Here is a 21,547-nt window from a genome sequence, read left to right as displayed (position 1 = left end):
GGCTACGGCCTCAATTCAATGACCGTCTTGCCGATTCTCACGGGGACTCCCAGTTCCACCGGTAGGGCCCGGGTCAACTGCTGATCGGCCAGGTACGTGCCGTTGGTGGAACCGAGGTCTTCGATGAACCAGCGGCTGCCCTGCGGGAACAGGCGTGCGTGCCGGCCCGAGGCGTAGTCGTCCTCCAGGACCAGGGTGGCTTCCTGTGCCCGGCCGAGCAGGATGGGGCTGGCGGCCAGCGGAAGAGTGGTGCCCCGCAGCGGACCCTCGGTGACAACGAGTTGGCGGGCCTGCTGCTTGACGGGGGCCGGGGCCGGCTCGGCCAGCCCGGGGTTCCGGCGCACCTGGCGAGCGGTGGGTGCCCCGGCGGCAGCCTTGCGGCCGATCATCAGGTCGCGCCGCATCGCCGAGACAATGCTGAAGATGAGAACCCAGAGCAGGATCAGGAAACCGAAGCGCAGGGCGGTGATGGTCAGTTCACTCACGGGCGGCCGCCGGGGTTGGCGGGCAGTAGGCGGAAGACAATTTTGGTTCGTCCCATCGTGATTGTGGCGCCGTCGGTGAGTTCCGTACTGCCCACAACCTTATGGCCGTTCACGTAGCTTCCGTTCGTCGAACCCAGATCTATGGCCTGGGCAGTGCCCTGGTCGCTCCGGATTTCCAGGTGGCGGCGGGACACCCCCGTGTCGTCGATCAGGATGTCCGCTTCGGAGGAGCGGCCCAACACAACCGAGGGTGCGTTGAGCGAATAACGCTGGCCGTCAATGTCCAGGACCGGCTGGAGCCGGCTGGGCTGGCGGGTGGGGGCTGCCGGCATGGCAGCCCGGTTTCCCGGCTGCTGCGCCGGGGCGCCGCCCGCCTTCTCGGTCCGGGACTTGATTTCGAAATCGCCGGCACGGCGGTCTTCGTCGCGGCGGAAGCTGATGCGCACCGGTCCTTGGAGGGTGTAGCCCTGACTGCGGACGTGGTTGATGACGACGTCGCACAGCTCCTCCGCGAGCGGTGTGCCCCATTCCTGGGCCCGCTCGAAATCGCCGCCGCTAAGGAGGACATCGAAGACGTTGGGCGCCAAGGTCCGTCCCGCGGCGATCGTGAGGGCCTTGTTGTCCACTTCACGGCGGAGATGGCTGGCGATCTCGACCGGCTCAACCTGGGCGCGGGAACCGGTGGAGAAGACTCCGCGGACGGCCTTTTCGATACTGCGCTCGACTTTGTCCAGCAAGCCCATGGTCCTTCTCCTTTCCTTACGGCTGCGGGGCAGCACTTGTTCGGGAACTCGGTTTCCAGCATTCGCGGGAGTCCGCCGCAGCAGGGCACTCCTAAACCCGATACTACTGGGCAAGGCTGGGAATGGCCTTAATGAGACCCGCCGCCCGGGCCGGGAAAAATGTCCCCGAGCAGCTCTGACCTGCGCGGACACCCTGCGGACGCGGGCCCGCAGCGGGTACCTCCAACGGGGCGCAGTAAAGGCCGGGCACTGACGTCAAGGAGCGCCGCACGGGTGCCCGGCCGTGGGCTCTCCGGGGCCCTCAAGTCCTCGATTGGTGTTTTCCCGCAGTTGTCCGTTATGCTTGATCTCGCTGCTTTTACGAGGTTGGCGGACCGGAAATCGGGCCCCAGTCAGGTGAAAGAAGTTGCGCGCGAGTGGCGGAACGGCAGACGCGCTGGCTTCAGGTGCCAGTGTCCGAAAGGGCGTGGGGGTTCAAATCCCCCCTCGCGCACGGTAAAACCCCCGGTTATCCGGGGGTTTTTTCGTTAACGACCCACGTCGCCGGTGCTTTCACCCACGCGACGAAGCAAAATGCGACGCCCGCCATCAATCGGTCCGCATAGTGAGAGCGTGGCCTACTTGGAACCGCGTCAGCGGAAAAACGGAAAAACTGCCTACTACGCGATCTGGATCGACGCGCGCAGCGGCAAACGCATGTCCCAAATCTTCGCGGGCAAGAACGACGCCCAGTTTTTGGTGAACGTTCTCAACGCGCATAAGTCTGATACGGATGCTGCGCTGCAGAGTGCAAGGCAGGCCTATGGCAGCGTCTACACCGTTGAACAAATGATCGCGGACCATCTAGGGCTGCTTACGACGGCAAACGGGTACACGATCGAGCGCTACGAGGGGTACGTCAGGAACCACATCAGAGACGGCCTAGGGCAGTTGGACGCGGTGAAAGCTGGTTATGGCGAAATCGTCGAGTGGATCCAGTCGATGCAGGCGAAGAATCTGGCTGCGAAGACAATCGCCAATGTTCATGGATTGATCGCGGCGGCCTTCAACACCATGGTTCGTCAGAAGAAGCGAGAGGACAACCCGTGTAGGGGCATCGCCTTGCCGAAGGACGACCATACTGAAGAGATCGCCACGTTCCTGACGATGGACGAGTGGGTCATGTTGAGCACATTTCTTAGGGCGCCGTACCTGCAGCTCTTTTTGTTTTTGGCTCACACGGGACTTCGCTTCTCAGAAGCGACTGCTCTTTTCGCCAGGGACTTCACAACTGATCAGTTCGGGACCACAAGTTTCCGGGTCAACCGTGCGTGGACCCGCAACAAGGGCAAGGTCGCGGTTCTGGGAAGGCCTAAGACCCAGGAATCCAGGCGCACCGTGGTTGTTAATGCCACGATATTCAAACAGATCGAGCCTCTCCTTGCCGCCTCGAAGAGGAGCGGAAACCACGTTTTCCTTAACACGAGGGGTGACTGCATCGACCATCGCGCTGCATGGCACGTATGGGACCGCGCGGTCACCAAGGCACAGGACGCCGGCCTTCCGAAACGCCCGCGGATTCATGACCTCCGCCATTCAAACGCATCGTGGCTACTCCAGGCAGGCTTGGATCTCTACAAATTGCAGCGGCATTTGGGCCATAAAAGCATCACCACCACGGTCGATCGCTACTCGCACCTCCTCCCGCAGGCGCACGCCGATACGGCCCTTGCGATGGAGAAGGCCTTTGGTTGACTGGGGCGCCGACACAAATTACTGGCCGACATCTGCCCTTAGTCGGTTTGCGTGCCGTTTCCCTCGCTACCGGCCCGCTCAGGTGGCAAGGCTTCCTGTCGTGGCTACTGCCCGGTTGTTTCGCCTAGACGGTCCGGTTGGGCCCGCTCGGCAAATTCCAGCTGCCACTCCGCTCTCGCCAGCACTTCGTCAAAGGTCAGAATGGTGGGCTCGACCAGGTTTCTACGGAATATTTCGAACGAACGAAACTTGTCGTCGTGCACGCGTCCCTCGTCGTTCCGGAGGCTTTTTAGGTTTCCCGCGACCAAGAAAGATTTGGGCTGCAACATGTAGGTGTAGTCGCCGGTGGGGTATCCCTCCTGGTCTTGGCTCTCAAGCTTCGTGCCGATGTCTTGAGCAGCTAGATGAGATGTTTGCTGGATCTGGGTCACACCACCGGCAAGCTCTCGCGAGGGTGCCCAGCAGCCGGCTCTATATGGTCTCGGCTCGAGTAGGTCTGTAGTCGGTTTCTTTATTTCGACCAATACAAAGGACTGGACGACCCCTGCCGTCCTCATCAATGCGTCGTTGCGCTTGCCCGAGCCCGAAACCGAATGTCCGACGACAACCTGCTCGAGACGGCTTGAGTCCCAAGAAGCAAGCACTTGGGCAGTAAGAGAAACCCCGAGAAGCCAAGGGTTTGCCTCGAAGAATCTCTGCCATGCGAGCTCGTCATAGGAGTCTTCCTCGCTGAGCATTTCTCGGAAGATGTCGAGTTGTTCCCGTCTGTACGCCAGGCCAAGCAAGTCTTCAGCACTCGAGTCTGATGCAATGAGGGATCGAATGACGTCGGGGTTCAACTTATATAGTTCGGCCAGAGCCGTCTTGTCTTTCGCCAGAGCACCTAGCGTTGTGGCGTCAATCCACTCAGTTTGGTCTTCAGTCGGGTCAACAGATTCGATACCGTGGAAGAGTTCCACCAAGCGCGCGGACTCCTGACGGTTCAGGGTGAGAAAATCGGACAACCTTCGCTCCCCGTTCGCTCTGGTCACAGCTTTCTGGAACGCGATCTCACGGACGGACCCAGTTTCCCGAGTGACTTGCATGAGGATCTGAACTCGTCCGCCTGCAGACTCCCTCACAGTCCATTCCTGTTTTTCGGCGTCGGGCCCTGCATACGTTTCCTCCGGTAGTTGGTCGAAGACTTTCCACACATGACGTGTCGGCTGATTGAAATCGCTGGACTGTTGAAGCCCCAGCTTGAATGACTTCGAGATGTAAGTCCGAGCCGGCAAGCGTCGTTCGAAGTAGTCGATGTCCGTCAGACTCTCGTCCTCTTGAGATAGAGCCAAGAGCTCCTGCCATCCGATCTTCATGGGACCTTCCTATCATCCGGAGCGCCCGATCATGTCTATCCGGCGCGCTCGGGAGAGGATTGCACCCCGATGGCAGATTGGCCGCCACTTGTAGAGGCGCGGACGCTACGTCACCGGCTGGACGGTCGCCTCGTCTGGGCTCTCACTTAACCACCGTCAGTGGTGCGAGAACCGGGAAGTGCGTTCCTGGCATCGGTAGTTTCCGGACTAGCGCTCCGCCGCCAGCCGATCTGAATGAGCGGGGTGACGTAGTGCGAACACCGCAGACCCTAACCCTGAGGGTCACCCATCTCTACGACGTCGTGGCCTTTGGTCTTCCCAGCAGGGTGACCCTTTCCCGGATTTCCCCCAACCTTTCATTCAACTGGTCTTCAAGGTTTGCCAGCCGTGCATATGACTCCGTGGCCAACAGAACCAAGCTGGGAAGCAAAGCATCGAACCGATTCCGTGACTCAGGTTCCATGTGAAGGTGCAAGGAGGGTTCGTCGTGATCGAAGTCGACGTATGCCGAAGAGCTGGTCATCGTTGCGTGGGATTCTTGGGTCTCAGTCAGCCAGATCTTAAAAAGGACCTCGTAGTTCGGGATGGCTTCCATGAGGGACGTGAGGTCCATAAAGGAGATCTTTTCGTATTCAGTATCCGTCTCAGATCGGAGAGCTTCTATTAGCTCGGCTGCCCCCTCAGGAAGTGGCGTCCCTGACTCGCCGGCGCGCGTCACCTTGCCCAAGCTCCAATTGCGGTGGTTGAGGGCCGCTTCGACGAACACACCTGCATCTATCGTCGTGGCCCAATGGAGCCGAATTACGTGCTCGACTACTGAGCGACGCATCGGAGCGCACTCCACTGCATAGCCCAAGGTCTCCAGAACCCTGATTGCCTCAGTAGTGCGGAGCACTCTCATCAGCCACCCCCAAGCGATCTCAATGGCTCGGACTTCTGCCTGGTCAGCTCTACTCCAGTCACCTATCGGCTTGGCTGCCGCCGTCGGAGAATTTTGAATCAGAGCCCGCAGATCCGTCAGAATTTTGTCTTCGCTATCGCCCGGTGTGTTCACTGTGGTCATGACTCAAGATTGCCCCGCGCTACGTTGGCCGCGAATCACGACACGCCTTGGACTACTCTCATGTCCCGTCAGGTTGGGGCAAGGACGAAGGAGGCCACGTCTCTAGCGCAGTCAAACCTGTCGGGTGACGCCGAAAGTGGCTGCCTGACGAGTTGGCGGATCCCGCGCATTCCTTGGACGACTTATCCCGTCCCGTCTCGTCCGTCGCGGATGATGCAAATGCGGCATCCTTCGTTGCAGAGGTTAGTGACGACATGGTTTTCGAATTCGGTTTCATTGGTTACCGCGCCTGTGGTGTATTCGTCGAGGCGAAACTCTTTGGTCATCGGGCGAGCACCGGGCTGCGTTTTCTTGTGGCAGAAGGCGAACAAAGCCCTCTCGCGGGCCTCCGCGGGGTCGTGTGCATCCACCCTGACAGTGGTGCACCAGGAACCGGACTCCTTGTAGTGAATGGCGACGCTGTACAGGAAGACGGTGTTGTCTTCGTAGGTGGTCTCGAGGCCTGCCCGTTCGAGCGCGCGCCGGACGGCCGTGGTCATCCCGGGGTGCGTGGACAGGTAGTCGATGTCATCGCGGTACGTCGGGATGCCGGCGCTCAAGAGGACATCTTCAACAACATCGGTGTTCGCTTCCGTGTGGTCGCACGGGATGAGCTCGAGGAATTCCGGGTTTTCGAGCCAGAGGCTTACCTTCATGGGCTCGGCGTTGGTTGGGGCGGTGGTCATGGATACTCCAGGGTTCGTGGTTGGATCAATCGGTTTGTGTTTCTGATGTCCCTATGCGGCCCGGCCGATGACGGCGGTCGTTTGCGAGTCAGGGTCATCGCCCAGGCACCATCTGCACGGCGGGCGCGGCAGATGGTGCTTGGAGAGCGAAGGAGGGCACGACCGGGACTAGAAGTTGGTGAGGTCGACGGCGATGGCGGTGGTGGCGCCGATGTGGCGGATGCCCTGGCGGAACTTCCCGGTGTTGAGTTTGGCGCCACCGCGGCTGAACTTTCCGGCGTTTGGCTTGGCGGGGAATCCCCGGGCGGTGAGGCGTGCGGCGAATTTCCGTTCGTCGACTTTGACTTTGGTGCCGTGGTCCCGGCAGTACCTGGCGTAGTGGGCGTGAAACTGTGCGGTGGTCAGGGGGACGTAGTCCTCTGCCTCGTCGCTTCCTTCCTCGACTTCGATGATGTAGGCGTCCCACCAGGCTTCGAGGGGGTCGGCGGTGGTGAGGTATCGGGCGGAGGCCAACTCCATGGCAGGGGTGGGGCGCAGGGCGGTGCGGTCGGCGCCGTCGAGGATCCAGTCGTGGGCGCCGTCGATGGCCCAGGCCATGATGGCTTCCAGCGCCTCCCGGGTGACGATGCGGTCCTGGAGGTTCACGTCCAATTCCTCGGGGGTGAGTTTGTGAGTGAGTTCGCAGGCGATGAGGCGCCGGGCGATGCCGGGGTCGTTGTCGGGGATGCCCATCCAGTCGTTTCCAGCGAACACGATTTTGGATTTTGCCTTCCACGTGACGGGTTTGCCGTGAAGTTGCCGGGTTTGCATTTGGCCACCGGCGCTCATCTTGTTGACCGTCTCGCGGTTCATGAACCCGCGTTCGGCTTCATCCGCAAAGATGAAGAGGATCCCCATCAAGTCGTGCAGCTTGGGTTGCGCGCTTTCGCCGCTGTCGCTTGAGAGGGCGAACAGGGAGGGGGAGACGATGCGGCCGTAGCCGTCGCCGTTCACGTCGCCGAGCGCATGGGCAAATGCCTGAAACAGGGTGGACTTGCCGGCATCTGCCGCGCCCTTCAGATACAAGAACACTTTGGAGGTGCACAGTCCCGTGGTGGCGCTGCCGAGGTACCTTTTAAGGAAGAGGGGCAGCCCTGCGTCGGATTTGGCCAGGGTAGCCAGGATCTGGTTAAGGTCCGCGTTCCACGCCTCGGGCACGTAGTCGACGGCGCACACCTTGGTGATGTACTGCCTCGGGTCGTGAGGGCTTCGGGCCTTGCTGCGGACATCGACGGTGCCGTTGCGGAAGTTGACGAGGTCGGGGTTGGTGTCAAATTTCTCAGCGGGCACCGACAGATGGACTTGGGCAGCCTTAATCGCTGCGGTGATGTGGATCGTTCCATTTTCGCAACGTTCGCCGAACTGTTTGCGATGGTAGACAGCCCTCTGCTCGGCGCCCTCGAGGGCGGCCTGGAGGCCCAGCAGCACCTTGGGTCCTTGTCCCAAGGCCTTGGCCTGGTCCAGGGCTGACTGCGCTGCAAGCACATCAGGGTCGGTGTCCTTGGCATACTCTGCTTCGTCGGTGCTGACGGAGGCAATAACAGTGCGGGCAAGGGACTCAACCACGACGCCGTCAACGTCCTGGGTCCAGTGCGTACCGGTCCAGATCACCCAAAAACCGCCCTTGGCACTCGTGCAGAACGCGATGCGATTCTTGTAGTGGATGGCCAGTCGGGCACCGAGACCCATGTCCGTCAGGTTCATCGTGGCTGCGTGCGCCATGCGGGACAGGTCGGGAACCCTGCCGTAGAACGATGCCGCGGGCGGCTCGGTGGTTGCACTGGTGGCGGGGATTGGCAGGGACGCCGCCGGATTTGCTGTGGCCGCAGTGGTTGATTGGTACGCGGGCGGGAGGGGTGCCCGGAGCTGTTCGGGTTGAAGGGTGTCGTGCCCATAGTGGTGGGATACGTATTCCAGTGGGGAAGGGGATGGGGCGTCGATGGCGAGTTGCCTTTCAAAGCTGGCCTTGGGGGCATGAGGGTCAGGTGGAGTAATTCTTGGTGCTACGTATAGAAGGGAGGTGCCGCGCAAAAACGGCGAAATATTTTTCGCGACCTACATAGCGCCCCGTGCGAGGTCAGCGCGCGATACCGTGTCGGGCTTCGTTTGCGGCGATCAGGTTGTCGACGAGGTCCTGGGAGGGCTCGGGGAACTCCTTGGCAAGGAATCGGGCCAGTGGCATGTTTCCGCCCAGACAGGTCAGCAGCAGGTCCCAGGAGGTCAGCGCGGTGCGGAAGTCGTTCACGCCCCATTCGTCCTGGATGCGGCCGCCGTAGGCGACCACGTACTCGACGCCGCGCTCGGAGAGGAAGGACTTGGCGTGCCTGTCGCTCTCGGATGCGGTGCCGTCCTCGCGCGGGTAGACCCACCGGCGGTATTCGGTCGTGCCCGCGTCGCCGTCCGCGGTGCTCATGCCCCAGACCTCTTCCATAAGGAAGGAGACGGGGACCTGCTCCGACCAGGAGTTGACCTGCTTCCGGTCTGTGCGTTTGGGTGAGGTGGCGACGGTGCGTTTCGGTTCGGCCTTGGGAATGTGCGGCAGGATCATGTTCAACTGCTCGAATGTGTAGACGACGCGCGGGTTGATGCTCAGCACCGTGACGGGGCGCGGTTCGTTCGCGCGCTTGTAGTTCATTGATCCGGCAACCCGAAGGATGCGGGCGGGATCGGAGGTGATGCCAGTGTCCATCCCGAAGCCGCGTTCCTTGGCCGCCTGCTTCATGGCGTAATCGATCCGCCTAAGGATGTTCATGGACGCGTTGTGCCCGGCGGCGTTTTCGAGAGGTGTGGCGTGGAGCCAGTAGGGGTGCACGCCGCCTCCGGATCCGTTGGCCATTGAAGTAGGAAGGACTTCGTCGTACATGTCCAGTACTTGGTCGGTGGTGGGATGCGGGAAGCCTTTGAACTCGCCGCGGAACGGCTTGTGCTCGCCGTCCCGGGTGTCTCCGTCGCCCCACGCGGCCGGCATCAGGTCGTTGCGGTCGGCGCCAGCCCTTTCGCCCGGACCGTAGACGCCCGCCTTCAGCGGGACGACCCGGAAGTATATGTCCTTGCCGGCCCTGTCCAGCTGTAGTAGTTTCCGGTCAATTGTCGCGGTGTCGAGGAGCGGGATCTTGACCCCCGCCCAGTTGCCCGGGACGCTGATGCCCAGAAGGGCGTCCTGGTAGTAACCGGCGGCGATATGAGCGCCATAGATTGTTTCGTACTGCTGATGCCAGGCGGCGAGGTCCACGAGGGTCCCTCTCTGTCGGTTCCAAAGTTGTTGTCGCCTACAGAAGGAGCGCCCCGCGCAAAAAAGCCGACACTATTTTTTGAGGTGAGGGCTCCTTTGCGTGGTCCGGCATTCCCGGAAGTGCGAAGCTCCGAGAATGGGGAGTGTTCCCCCTACTTCTGGTACAGGCAAGTTACTTCCGGGTTGCGGTTCCAAATGCGTGATCTGCCGCGGGCAAACACCGCTGTGGCATGCCGCTGTCTACGAGGTCTACCCCCAGCGTTCATGTCTGCTTGTCGGAGGCAGGACTGAAAATTTAAGTGACACTCCAATTGGAGTAGACAACGTAGACCCCAACCTCCAGCCGCAAAACCGGCCCGGGATAACGGGAAATATGGTCCTTTTGTTCGTCTACCGACAGAGGAAGACGTGGGTAGCCGGCGTTGACGGGCTGCGCCACCGATCCCCGGCGTCGTCTTGTAGTCAGACGTCCCCCGAAGGGATCGTTCGCTGAGGGCCTAGTCGGTGCTCATCTGGAACGACAGCAGATGGAAATCGCGCAGCACTTAGTTGCCCCGAGGAATATCGCCCGCTGAGCTGCCGGGTCGGGCCTTCCCGAAAAGGCTAGGGGGAAGGAGTGATGAGGCTGCTCGTGGCCCTCCGAGGCGTTGTCGATGCCGGTTGCCAGGGTACGCAACGGAATACCTCCGTTCCAACTGGCAACACGAAGCGGTATCTGCCCTGTTGCATGGACTCCGACCCCTGCACCTCTTCTTCAGGCGCCTTCGGCGCCTGAAGAAGAGGTGCAGGGATGCCTCGTTTCCATCGCCTGGCGCGACGAGACTTCTTCAACGGTCCGCACACATGAGTTGCAGGGGATCAGCCGAGGTCGAGGAGAAACCATGTACGAGCAGTACGAATATCATCCGGGAGCAATCGCCCGGGCGGCCGAGGGGATTGACAGTTCTCCGTACGGGGTCATCGAAGACATGCTTGAAGACGTTTTGTTTCTCGGGGCCCTAGCCCTCCGACTGACCAATCTGGCCCATCCGGCCGGATGGGTAGCTGACCACCAGAACATTCTGCTGGCTTGGCGCGACGGCGGCTACGTCTTCAGTGATGTCGCAGCCCGCGCCGAATCATGGGCGGCGGCCACCACCTGGACCTCCCAGTTCTGCGCCGCCGTTTATCCGGGTGAGGATGAGGAAGCTGCCAAAGGCCAGCTCGTCGACTATATCGAGGAGCTGGAGCATATCTCGCTGTCTCAATCGAAGACGCTGGACGCGATCTTCGTGGCACACGCATTCCTTCTCACAGACCCCAAATGGCGAGGGCAACTGTTGAAAAACTTGGCCGCGCAGGTCTAACAGTTTTCCCGGAGCAAGAAACCAGAGATGGGGTGCCGGACGCCTAAGGGGCCGTAGCAGGCGTCCGTAAGGGGATCGATCACTGGAACGCCGACGGGGCGGACCGGATGGTCGCCGGAGGGCGTCCGAAAGACCCGTCCGGTGAACCGTCCGGTGACCGGGGGCTAAACGAACACGAAGGTGAAGATGATGAAGATCGGATATGCGCGGTGCAGCACGGCACAGCAAGACCTCTCCGCCCAACGGGAGCAGCTCCGAGTGTTGGGGGCGGAGCGAATCTACACTGACCACGGCATGACCGGAACCAACCGCGACCGGCCGGGTTTGCGGGAGGCCCTGGCAGCAGTGCGCGGCGGCGACACCCTCGTCGTGACGAAGTTAGACCGCCTTGCTCGGTCACTGCCCGACGCCCGAAACATCGTGCAGGAGCTGACTTCCTGCGGCGTCACTTTCCAACTCGGGACGACAGTCCATGATCCCACTGATCCACTCGCAGGCCTGTTGATTAACATCCTGGGCCTCGTGAGCGAGTTCGAAAATTCGCTCTTGCGCTCCCGAACCCGTGAGGGCATGCAGTTGGCAAAGGCGAAAGGAAGGCTTCGAGGAAAGAAGCCGAAACTCAGCCCAAAGCAGGAGGAACATTTGGTGTCGTTGCACGCTGCCGGCGAGCATACCGTCAGCGAACTCGCCGAGCTGTTCTCGGTTTCCAGAGGAACCGTCTACCGCGCCGTCGAACGCGCGCAAATGAGGCGGTCACGGTCTGTGGATGGAGACCACGCGGAACGCGGCGTAACGGAGAGGCCGAACGATGACTGAGCTACAGGGGTTCGCGATCAAACAGATCGCGGGCCGGCTCGCCTGGAACAAGGTTTGGCAATATCAGGATCAGACCAGCGGGACCGTCGTCTTCGTAGTCGAAGCTGGTCAGGGACGGACGATCTCACACTGGCATTTCAGCAAACTCGTGGAAGGTATCGAGGACATCCTCGGCCCGGAAACGGCGTTTATCGTCCAAGGGGTCGAGGAAACGCCACCCGATGCTTGGTTGGCAATGCAGCCGCTGTGAAGCAAATTCTCCCGGCACTAACAACACGTCGAGGAGTGTGATCGCAGTTCCATGTGTGGATGCTGGCGACCTTCATTGGCTCAGACGCAGACTCGCGCCGAGGCCGTGGGGGACGGGACGGCCTCATCGCCGAGCGTGACCGCCTCTTGGCAGAGCGCGATGAACTGCGTAGGCGCCGCTAAGACTGAAGGCCTGATCTTCCACGGCCCGGCCTGTCTCCAGGCGACCAGCTTCGTTCAACGGGCGCGCTGGAAATGGGGCTGCGATTCCGAGCTTCAACCATCTTCAACTGATGCCAACTTCCACCAGCCTGAGTGCGCCGTCGGCGATCTTCCCGCATAGGTAGAACTGAAAGCCCTGCAAACCCGCAGGTGAGAGTAGAGATCGGGACTGAAATGAAGGCCATAGACGGAACCAATGCCGTCCTCACCCCAAGGCAGTTAGCGGAACGGTTGGGTATCTCCGAACGATCTGTTCGGGAAAAAGCCTACTCAGGCATCTGGCCGCACCGGCGTCTAGACAAGCGCACGCTCAGATTCTCAGAGGCCGACTACAACGACATCTTGGCCCGCTCTTACCGAAATCCATCGTCGACGGTAAAGATCTCGACCGCTGAACAGGCGAAGGACGAGTTGGTGGCGCTTCTGACCTCCCGACGCGTGGCGTAGGGGCGCGCCTCCCGGGCCTTCCGGCACACTCCTCGACGCGAATTTGGGACGACGCTTTTACTTCTAAGGCCCAGTCGAGCCGTGAGTCGAAGGAACTTTCGACAGACGGCGCGCCACGAAGAGCTGGGTTTGTCTTAGTGGACGACCCTGAAGCGTCCGAGGGGGTGGACTCACAACTTCGTTCACGGATGTTCGGGTTCCATTGTCAGAGGCTGTCGCTAGTGTGGAACGGAAACCTGGTAACCTGGGGGTCGACAACCTGGTAGCCTGGAAGTCGACAGTAGCTGAAGGAGTTGCCCGGTGATACCGGTTATCGATGTATTTGCGGGCCCCGGGGGCCTAAACGAGGGTTTTTCCAGCGTTCGAGATGCGTCGGGAGCCGCTGTCTTCAAGACGGTGGCCTCGATTGAAATGGAAAAATCTGCAGTCGAAACGCTACGACTTAGAGCAGCCATCCGTGCCATGCGTGCGGGTGGAATGGGTGAAAACGGAGTCCTGCAGGACTTTTTCCACAAAAAGCTTTCTCTAGCGTCCCTTCATCAAGATCCTGACTTCCAAGTTGCGTACAAAGAGGCCGTGGAAGAAGTCCACCAGTTCGAATTGTCGGAGTCGAGCAGAAGTGAATCGGACGCGATAATCAGGGGAGCCTTGGGACCCAACGTGGACCAGTGGGTGCTGATCGGAGGGCCTCCCTGCCAGGCCTATTCACTCGCTGGCCGTTCCCGGCGGAAGCACGACGCCGCGTTCGAAGACGATCATAAGCACTTCCTATACCGGGAGTATCTGCACATCATCAGGGAGCACCGGCCGACCGTCTTCGTGATGGAAAATGTAAAAGGACTACTGTCCTCGGTAAACCGAGGACAACGAATGATCGATCTAATCCGACAAGACCTCGAAACGCCGGCTGAAGACCTTGGATACGAGTTGTTTTCGATGGTGGTTCGGCGGCGGGAAGGGCATCTCGACGCCGCGGACTTCCTGATTAAGGCAGAGCAATACGGAGTGCCCCAAAGACGTCATCGAGTGATTATCGTTGGTGTCCGTCGTGGCAGTGGATTGGATGCACCGCCCCCACTCGAGGTCGCTGAGCCTGTCAGCGTCTTGGATGCAATCCGTTCCCTTCCGGCCCTTCGCTCTAAGATTTCCAGATCAGCTGATGATTCGGGACTCTGGTACGAGGTGCGTGATTCGGTGACCCGATATGTACCCGATCTAAAGATGGATTTGAAGGGTCGTCGCGACCTGCCGGTCATGTCCACGGCGCCGCCTGCGCTCCTCGGCCAGACAGATTCTGCCAGCAGTAGTCGCTTGCACGAGTTTATCCGTCCCGCGGCCTGCCAAGGACTTCCGACTTGGAACCATGAGGCTCGCGGGCACATGGTAGAAGATTTGCTTCGTTACGGCGTTCTCAGCCTCATGAGCAACCAGACGGGCGTTAGCCCCAAAGTCCGGGACCTTCCGCGAAGCCTATGGCCGAAGCACAACAACATCGATGCTGATGTAGTTCCTTTTGAGGACCGATTTCGGGTGCAGGCCGGGGACCGTCCCGCAACGACTATCGTTTCTCACATAGCGAAGGACGGGCATTACTACATCCATCCAGACCCTGCCCAGATGCGCAGCTTCACGGTGCGAGAGGCGGCACGGCTCCAGACTTTCCCGGACGATTACATATTCTTGGGAAACCGAACCCAACAGTTCACCCAGGTTGGAAACGCCGTGCCGCCGCTTCTGGCCAAGCAGATTGGTGAAAGAATTGCGGCTATTTTTGTTCGGCCAACCGCTTTCTAGCACCTTCACTCTCGACGAAGACATCGTCAACCAATGCCGAGATCTGTTGGTCCGTTAGAAAGAAAACGCTGACAACGGCAAGGCGCCGAACGATCCGCTTCATCGCATCGCGCAAGAGTTCCATGCGGCTTCCCTCGGAATCCGATGAGAGGTGTCTTTGCGCGATCGCTGTCGCCAATGGAGCATAGCCACCGACTCGGGTTCGCTCGACGATTTGAACTGATTCATCCTCACCAAGTTGACCAGCAAGATCAGGGCCCAGGAGCCGTGCCCGCCACCACAGACGGCCAAAGGTCGTTCGGTTGAACTGATATAGCCGCTCTTCAGACACCACCCAGCGTCCGCTGTCTCGATTTCGGCTTCCATATCTCCAGATCATGACGTCCGGCAGGAGGCGCAGGTTGATGAAGTTCCATACGTCACGGCTTGCCGCGTCGGCAGCCAAAATGTTCATTTCTTGGTACAGGATTTTGGCGACTGCTTGGTCAAATGCCGTCTTGTGCCTTGACTGCTCCACGCTGGGGAATCCGTGCTTTCGCGCTTCGGCCAGTACGGCGCTTCTAAGGCTTTGCAAATCACTATCTGTGCATCGAGCCGTTGCTATGGGATAGAAGTCAGCGCCGGCTGTGGTTGCTGCTGATGCAAGCGCGGCCAGCTCCTCGAGCGAGCGGGTACGCACCGTCTCCCAAACGTCCGCTGCTTGGGGCGTCGCCAAGCGGGGATAGCATTTTCCGGCGTTCATCGATTGAGATCCCGGTTCACTAAGGCCTGCAGCTCGGCTTCCACCCTGCCAGGATCTTCGTTATACCTGCTCTTAACCTCGTCTAGCGAGGACCCCAGCAATCTAACAACACCCAGAAAGAGAGCGCCCAAAGATCCCTCCGGGTACTCCTTCGAGCTGTCTAGTGCAGAACTGGATAACGCTTCTCTCAACAGTTGGCGCACGAAATCGATCTTTAGCCACCTCATCCACACCTCGGCTACCTCGGACTCTGATTGCTCAATCAACGGCCGGAGCTGTGGGTTATCAGTGTTCAGCCAGAGCCAAAGACTCGAGCTCGCCGAGTCATGAAGGTCCCTTGAAAGCAGTCGAAGCCACCACAACGCCGACGACGGGTTCCTAATGCCTTGATCTCCGAAGGACACAGGAAGGATCGGCAGCTGGTCCGCATCGCCTTCCAAGACAATCTTGGTTGTTGTGCTAAAGACCCGGTGTCCAACTTTGGAGGGAGCAAAACGCCCCATCGGTGTCGCTGGCGGACCTTGAAGGCTCATTTGTAGCTCCAGCCCGAGGGTACCGCCTAGATCTGAGGCCGGGACCTGGACCTGGATTTCTTGAGTGCCATTTACCACAGGAATCGGAGAGCTCGCGGAAATGAGTGGCGATGAGGACGACCTGGCCACGACCACCCAGGAGAGCAATGCATCGGGGCCGAGTTGGAGCTTAGCGAAGACGCTCGGCAAGTCCACGGCAATAGTGCACGAGACGCCGAGAGTGGCAAAGTAGTTCCAGTCTGGAAGTGCACCATCGGCTGGCGCTACCCGTTGTCCATTTAGGGAGAAGCGCCATACTGGGTTCTCGAGGGCGTCACCCTCGAGAACCAGATGGCCCACACTGATTGTCCTCATTTCGTCGTCGACTCCAGATCCACGGTGGCCCTGACGGCTGTGTCTTCCGGCTGGGTGAATATAGCCTCGAAGCGCTCATCCGTCGGCAGCGAAACAGACAATACGGAATTTCGGCTCAGAACGCCTCCAACTGACCACGCGACGAACTCAGGCTTTGAAGCCAGAAAGGGAGCGTCGTCATCTTTCTCGCTTGCGCCTCCATCAATTACAACCTGCGCGCGCGCGCGAAGCTGAACCTTATCGCCGCTCTTGCCGCCTCTGACTTCGTAGGGAAACTTAACGTGTGGCTGGTCGTTGACCTCCAAAAGTGTTGGAGGTCCAGCCAGACGTACGGCTGCGCGCCGGCTCCCGCCACCGCCCCCTGGTCCACCTGGAGGGGGCGGCGATTCGGGCTGCGAACCGGCCCCGTATCCGCTGATGCCGCCGACGAGGCCGCCAAGAGCGCTGGAAATCTTCGCCGCTCCGGAGGCAGGGTGCGCCTGCGCTGCCGGCTGCTGGGAGCTGTGAATCTCTTGGAATGTTGCCGTAATGCGGTTGAGCGCTGTCCTAACGAAATTGCGCCTCCCGCGTTTTTCAGCATCATCGACCACCCAGTCATCGTGGGCCACTGGTTCCGACGATGCATAGTCCTCGTCGACGGAAGGGTCACCGACGAACACCGAGTAGACGGAGTACTCGCCTGGTGGTGAGGCAACTTTGAGGTACTTGACGACGATACGGGGATTTCGGAGGAGAGCGACAGTATTGGCAAGCCCGTCATCGTCGGAAAGGGAGGGAATCGCCTGCCGCATGGCAAGTGTGCCCAAGTTCTGAAGAGGCCTCTGCGAAGCGATTGGTTTCAGCTTCGTCTGTGGTGACACGGGGTCTTGACCAGTCCGCAAACTGCGTTCAAAGTCAATGTAGGCCTGCGCAAAATGACGTATCGACGGTTCTCTAAGAGGCACAATCGGTGGCAGAGGAATTCCGTCGAGGCTGAAGGAGAAGCTCACGCTGGGACCTTCGTCCACGTCCACGGCATGCGGCCAGGCCCATTTCACGGCTGCATCTCGTATGGCCTCCATCCGGGCCGCCGGTGCCGCTTCGTCACTCTCATCATCAACCTCCCGCGGGGCCATGATCATGACGCACGTCCCGGTCTCATCCTCGGAAGGAACGGGCATTCCTACTGAAATGGCCACATCTCGAGCGTGGGGGCCTGTGAGCGGGTCGGCAAGGCCGTCGGAGGCGAGAATGCCCCACCAGTTGCGCCCCGTGAACTTGCGCCCCTCGTGGTCATACTCGGGGTCACCTCCAGACAATCCGATCAGCCTCGCCTCGATCTGACCGTCGATCCTTGTTTGGGAGTAGACCAGACACAGACCCACACTACTGACACGGTAGAGGATGCCCTTGCCGTAACCGTAAGTTCCACCTTGCAGCCCCTTCTCTTCGGAACGTCCGAAATTGCGGACGAAGTCGACAAAGTCTCGTCGAGTGCCACGAGGGGTTGCGACATCAGCCCTGACAGGACCTCCGAGTCCCTTGGTGTGCGTATCGCAGATAAATAGGACCCGTAAGCGGCCCTGCTTCAGTTGATGCGGTAGAGCGCGGCATGCACCTTTCGGTGGGAGCTCGCCGAACAGGTCGTCCACGAGGATGCTGCTTTGGTCCGTCGTCAGCTCTGTTTCAGCGACAAGGAAGCTGATCCGGTTCCCATCTCGAACGTCCCAGCTGTTCTGAAGCGACTCTCGTAGCAGGATGTTCCACAAGTCTAGGCTCGTTCTTCCGATGGCCTTTTGAATGGATTTTGCATCCCCACTGCCGGCCGGGTCCCATCGATGTGCAAACAGTTGGAATCCGCTCGTCATGGAAGCACACCCACAGGAACGAGATCTCCAAACTGAAGATCAACTGCAGTCAGGTGACCGAGGTCAACGGAGTATTGCAGTCCGCTGATCATGTCTAGCATCAGCGGATCCACGAGCGTCTCATGCGTGATCCTTGGAAAATCATCCTCCACCTCGAAAATTTTTGTTGAGAGAACCTGGAAGCGATGCTCTCTGTAGTGCTCGGAGTCCCCCTCGAAGTAGCCCACGCTCTGCAAGCGGCTTAGAAGGTCCAGCCTGCTCACTCCAGCGTCGTACAGGCGGTGCAGGAGTGCCGATATTGGCTGTCCAGTAGGCGTGCTCTCGATTTGGTAGGCGACAACGTACAACGGCGACTGCTCAGTTTTCTCCAGCTGGCGGGAACCGTGGAAGGACACCACCATGTTGTTATGGTTGGTCGTAGCCTTCACTTCGACTGAGGCGTTGAGGAATTCGAAGTCGTGACGGTTTCCTTGCGGTCCAGTCCAAGCACTGAGAGCGCTGGAGGCGTATCCGCGTGCGACTTGCTCCAAGAACGTCAGTTCGCCGTAGAGCCCGGCCAACTGGGAGGCGCTGAGCAACGGTGCCTTGTGGTCGCGGAGCATCTCCCTCCATCGTTCAACCGTCTGACGGGTTGCAATGTCGGCGTCCTCCGGGTGTTTTCTGATTGACTCTAGGACGTCGTCGACCATCATGCTGAACTGCGGCAGAAGTCTTGGCGATATGCATTGCAGCGCAAGAAAGGTCTCTTCATTCCCGGAGATCTTCAGTACGCGGTAACCGATCGTAATAGCCTTGTTTTGCCAATCGAGAGCGTTCTTACTGCCTCCTCCGACAGGGACGAGGAGCGTGGCAGACCCGTTTGCGTCGATCGCGTGCACCGGCGAACCGTGGGGTGTATCGATCTCGGTATTGCGGATGGTGAGCTTGTTTATGGCGGGGACCTGGCCCTGTAGGTAGCCAAAGATTGACCCAGAGGATTCTTCGGCCTCTAACTCCTTCGTCACGTTGCAGACGCCTCCTCTTGTGCCGCCTGCTTTTCGTCCTGTTCGTCGGCCGCGGCGGCTTCCGCTTCTGCGTCTTCGAGGTAGTCGGCATCAATGTTGGCCGAGTAGTAATCAACTGTGTCCGAAAGGTAGCGGGCTTCGGGGAACATGAAGCTGATCCCTACGAGATGCTGAGCCGCGTGGAGAGGTGCGCGCTCGGCTTTCGACTTTCCTTCATCGGTGAATTCAATTATCGGCGTAGCCTCGTAAGCTGAAGCGCCGTCTGATTCTTTGTTTATTGGGTAGATGGCGAGCAAACCCACCTTGTCCAAGCCGCGGGTCCTGCGCAGATTACGCAATTGCCAGTCCTTGACCTTGTCCTCCGCGTCTAGCCCAAGCGACGAGGCAATGGTCTTCTTGTTGTAGTCAAGGTCGGAGAAGCGGTCCCAGGTCGAGGTAATCGCCTTCAAGTTTGCCGTTCCCGGCGTGCTGGGGACAAGCTTGCGGCGGCGAAGCAACTTTAGGGGCGCGTCCAACCCCAGGTGAAGGTCAGACTCCTCGGCGTCGTGCCTCTCAATGAAAACGACGTTCCAAGACTCCAAGAAGCCCTTTTCGTTCTGAGCCTGGATGTACTTGCCGATGGTTTCGGTGCGGATGGTCCTAGCATCGGGATGCACGCTGTAGTTGCTTAGGAAGTCGAGAATTATTGTCGAGGGTATACCCTCAAAACCTCGGTTGACCGGGAGTTCTTGCTCGTCATGTCCAAGCGTCTTTGCATCCGCGACTAGCTTACTAACCGCCGCAATGTTTAGATCTAGCCAAGTCTTGTCCTGCTCCTTGAAGAGGATTGTTTGAACTCTGGTACCGGAGTAGCTAACTTTCGCTCTGATCGCGCCCCGCATCTTCGAAGCGGATGTAATGGCCATCTGCGGATGCGAACGGATCCGGACAGGCAACTGGAGCGGCGTTTTCTGCTCCTTGGAGTAGACCTCGATTTCCTCGCGAATCTCGGCTTCAACCGTGGCCAAGGCAAGGAACCATTCGCGTAGCTCAGTTGTCATCCAAATGCGAACGAGATCCTCGTAGCCCTTCCGGTAACCGAACCACCGGCCCATTTGCAAGAGCGTGTCGTAGGCAGACGCCGCTCTGACGAAGTAACTGGAGATCAGGCCCTCTAGGGTCAGACCCCTCGAGAGAGTGTTGCCGCCCACTACGATTACCGTTTCGGGGCGCTCTTTAGTGTATTTGAGGCGGCTGTCGGACAAGTAGTTGTCAACCACGACCGTGGTGGCAGAGAGGGTCTCACCAAGCGCGGTGAGAACGTCCTCTTGGGACACCGGCGCGTTCCCAAAATCAGACGCATCAACGCGCGTCGTCTCCTTCGTCCATAGAAGGGCGAGAGCAGACAGCGTCGCCGAGTCATTTGAAGCGTATGCCGCCCGCAGCGTGCGCAACTCTTCTTCGATGCCTTCACGTGTTGCTAGGTGCGCTTGAGCGCGCATAGAAGTATGGACCAGCATGGATGAGTGCCTCCACTCCTCGGCCCGGAGTCGCCTGGCCGTCGTGGCCAGTAAGAACCATCGGATGGCATCTCGGAGTGAGGAGGGAGTTTCTGGTGTCCAAGACCCTAGATCGCCTCTTTGGGACGGGGGGCGGACCACCCTTGCGTCTTCGTCGCTGATTTCGCGGACGATGTCCAGCCCGTCGTCTGGCTTCACTCCCTCTTCGGCATTGAGAGACCCGAAGATACGTTCGGGGCCGAAATATTCTTCGGGGCGCGGAAGACTAACGATGAAGTTGCGTGGGTACAGATCGGAGGGATCCGAGGGATCTATTAGCAGGTTGGCGAACGGTGTCGCCGTGTACGCGATGTACGCCGACTTCGGATGCGAGAGCAACTCTCGAATCAGCTTATTAATGGTGGACTGACGAGTCGTCCCGACGTCAATTGATGCTTGGTCAGCTTCATCGTCGATGATGAGAATGGGGCAGTTAGCGAGAGTCGTGGCAGAGGCTTTCTTGATCCACTTGTTGAGTCGACGAAGACGTGCCGGATTCTTCTTGACGATCGCAAGAAGCCTCAACTCGTCCTGGCTCAAAAGGGCCTCCGAATGCGTTACTTCCGAAAAGTCCCGTTCTTGGGTGGTGAGAAGGTGCACCTTGGTTTGGCAGGGCTCGACCACATACTCAAACAGTCGTTCCTGAGTCTGTTGGCGCAAGTTGTCAGTGACGCCCGACAGGACGATGATGAGGCGATAACCTACGTCCGCTGCCTTGGCTATGACGGACATGAAGTTCGTAGTCTTCCCGCTTTGGACGTAGCCAAGGACCAACCCTCGCGTGTCAATAGACTCTTTCCCAGGATACGAGCCGAGAGAAACGACGCGCGACGACGACCTGTCCACGTCGGCCATAGCCCCGTTGATCTCGCTGGTCAGCCGGTTGCGCAGCGGCGGCCAAAAAAAATCGTTTTCTCTGGGGCCCCCGTACCAGCCGCCCACTTCGTCGTCTCCGAGAACGTTACCGTCTGTGACATCATCCCACTCTTCAATGATGTGCCGTCGTCGTTCGTATTCAGCGCGCGCGGAATTTAAGAGACCAGACTCGACCTTGAAAAATCCGGTTGAGAGCTCTTGACAAGAGGCGGCTATGCTCTTGCCCCCTCTGACCAAGCTCTCCAGCATGTCGGCGAGATCGTGGACAGCCTCCCGATGCTCGTCTGTCGAGTGTTCCTGCGATTCGGTTGACGGCAGCGTCACGTAGCACCCCATTTGTTATCCGAGCCCCTCGGCTCCTTGCCTCGTTGATAGTACAACTTGCGCTGCTACAAACCGCTTA

17 protein-coding genes and 1 tRNA gene are annotated in these 21,547 nt (G+C 59.4%); 7 read left to right on the top strand and 11 right to left on the bottom strand.

Going from position 1 to position 21,547, the window contains the following annotated elements; translation table 11 throughout:
• Nucleotides 1–2: 2 nt before the first annotated feature.
• Together AC1DGI_RS03725 and AC1DGI_RS03720 are read right to left on the bottom strand one after the other, a co-directional pair.
• A complete protein-coding gene (locus AC1DGI_RS03725) occupies nt 3–485 on the bottom strand; it encodes an FHA domain-containing protein FhaB/FipA (RefSeq protein ID WP_441399602.1) in 483 nt (160 codons plus the stop codon).
• Complete coding sequence (locus AC1DGI_RS03720; protein WP_441399604.1) at nt 482–1,228, bottom strand: FhaA domain-containing protein; 747 nt, start codon at nt 1,226–1,228, stop codon at nt 482–484. Before AC1DGI_RS03720 ends, AC1DGI_RS03725 begins: the two co-directional genes overlap by 4 nt.
• Before the next feature lie 410 nt (nt 1,229–1,638).
• Here AC1DGI_RS03720 and AC1DGI_RS03715 point away from each other — a divergent pair.
• Both AC1DGI_RS03715 and AC1DGI_RS03710 read left to right on the top strand, forming a co-directional pair.
• Nucleotides 1,639–1,721 (top strand) — tRNA-Leu (locus AC1DGI_RS03715).
• A gap of 119 nt (nt 1,722–1,840) precedes the next feature.
• Nucleotides 1,841–2,962 carry a tyrosine-type recombinase/integrase gene (locus tag AC1DGI_RS03710; RefSeq protein WP_476897820.1) on the top strand — a complete coding sequence of 374 codons (1,122 nt, stop codon included), beginning with the start codon at nt 1,841–1,843 and terminating at the stop codon, nt 2,960–2,962.
• Between the two features lie 104 nt (nt 2,963–3,066).
• Here the strand turns inward: AC1DGI_RS03710 and AC1DGI_RS03705 are convergent, their stop codons facing one another.
• The 5 genes from AC1DGI_RS03705 to AC1DGI_RS03685 form a co-directional block, all read right to left on the bottom strand.
• Nucleotides 3,067–4,317, bottom strand: a complete 1,251-nt coding sequence (locus AC1DGI_RS03705) for a Shedu immune nuclease family protein (protein ID WP_476897819.1) — start codon at nt 4,315–4,317, stop codon at nt 3,067–3,069.
• 292 nt (nt 4,318–4,609) lie between these two features.
• Nucleotides 4,610–5,380, bottom strand: coding sequence for a hypothetical protein (locus AC1DGI_RS03700; protein WP_476897818.1), 771 nt, complete (start codon nt 5,378–5,380; stop codon nt 4,610–4,612).
• 182 nt (nt 5,381–5,562) lie between these two features.
• Entirely contained in the window at nt 5,563–6,105 is a 543-nt protein-coding gene (locus AC1DGI_RS03695) for a hypothetical protein (RefSeq protein WP_476897817.1), read from the bottom strand.
• Nucleotides 6,106–6,273: 168 nt separating this feature from the next.
• Nucleotides 6,274–7,848: a phage/plasmid primase, P4 family gene (locus tag AC1DGI_RS03690; protein ID WP_476897816.1), complete on the bottom strand. Its 1,575-nt coding sequence runs from the start codon at nt 7,846–7,848 to the stop codon at nt 6,274–6,276.
• A gap of 373 nt (nt 7,849–8,221) precedes the next feature.
• On the bottom strand, nt 8,222–9,376 hold the full coding sequence (locus tag AC1DGI_RS03685; protein WP_476897815.1) for a hypothetical protein: 1,155 nt from the start codon (nt 9,374–9,376) through the stop codon (nt 8,222–8,224).
• A gap of 881 nt (nt 9,377–10,257) precedes the next feature.
• On the opposite strand from AC1DGI_RS03685, the gene AC1DGI_RS03680 reads away from it, so the two are divergent.
• The 5 genes from AC1DGI_RS03680 (at nt 10,258) to AC1DGI_RS03660 (ending at nt 14,250) form a co-directional block, all read left to right on the top strand.
• A complete protein-coding gene (locus AC1DGI_RS03680) occupies nt 10,258–10,722 on the top strand; it encodes a hypothetical protein (RefSeq protein ID WP_476897814.1) in 465 nt (154 codons plus the stop codon).
• Between the two features lie 189 nt (nt 10,723–10,911).
• Nucleotides 10,912–11,538, top strand: a complete 627-nt coding sequence (locus tag AC1DGI_RS03675) for a recombinase family protein (protein ID WP_476897951.1) — start codon at nt 10,912–10,914, stop codon at nt 11,536–11,538.
• Nucleotides 11,531–11,788, top strand: a complete 258-nt coding sequence (locus AC1DGI_RS03670) for a hypothetical protein (protein WP_476897813.1) — start codon at nt 11,531–11,533, stop codon at nt 11,786–11,788. Before AC1DGI_RS03675 ends, AC1DGI_RS03670 begins: the two co-directional genes overlap by 8 nt.
• A 395-nt stretch (nt 11,789–12,183) precedes the next feature.
• On the top strand, nt 12,184–12,456 hold the full coding sequence (locus AC1DGI_RS03665; protein WP_476897812.1) for a hypothetical protein: 273 nt from the start codon (nt 12,184–12,186) through the stop codon (nt 12,454–12,456).
• A gap of 300 nt (nt 12,457–12,756) precedes the next feature.
• Complete coding sequence (locus tag AC1DGI_RS03660) at nt 12,757–14,250, top strand: DNA cytosine methyltransferase (protein WP_476897811.1); 1,494 nt, start codon at nt 12,757–12,759, stop codon at nt 14,248–14,250.
• Here the strand turns inward: AC1DGI_RS03660 and AC1DGI_RS03655 are convergent.
• From AC1DGI_RS03655 to AC1DGI_RS03640, 4 genes are all read right to left on the bottom strand, one after another.
• Nucleotides 14,222–14,992, bottom strand: coding sequence for a DUF6339 family protein (locus tag AC1DGI_RS03655; protein WP_476897810.1), 771 nt, complete (start codon nt 14,990–14,992; stop codon nt 14,222–14,224). The two genes, AC1DGI_RS03660 and AC1DGI_RS03655, sit on opposite strands and share 29 nt — an antisense overlap.
• 883 nt (nt 14,993–15,875) lie before the next feature.
• Nucleotides 15,876–17,726: a hypothetical protein gene (locus tag AC1DGI_RS03650; protein ID WP_476897809.1), complete on the bottom strand. Its 1,851-nt coding sequence runs from the start codon at nt 17,724–17,726 to the stop codon at nt 15,876–15,878.
• Nucleotides 17,723–18,730, bottom strand: coding sequence for a PD-(D/E)XK motif protein (locus tag AC1DGI_RS03645; protein WP_476897808.1), 1,008 nt, complete (start codon nt 18,728–18,730; stop codon nt 17,723–17,725). Before AC1DGI_RS03645 ends, AC1DGI_RS03650 begins: the two co-directional genes overlap by 4 nt.
• A complete protein-coding gene (locus AC1DGI_RS03640) occupies nt 18,727–21,468 on the bottom strand; it encodes a Z1 domain-containing protein (protein ID WP_476897807.1) in 2,742 nt (913 codons plus the stop codon). The genes AC1DGI_RS03645 and AC1DGI_RS03640 overlap by 4 nt, the downstream gene beginning before the upstream one ends.
• Nucleotides 21,469–21,547 lie beyond the last annotated feature (79 nt).

The sequence above is a fragment of the Arthrobacter sp. 05N428_2 genome (assembly GCF_056397065.1).
Note: the sequence above shows the minus strand (reverse complement) of the source record. Positions and strands in the feature narration are given on the sequence as shown.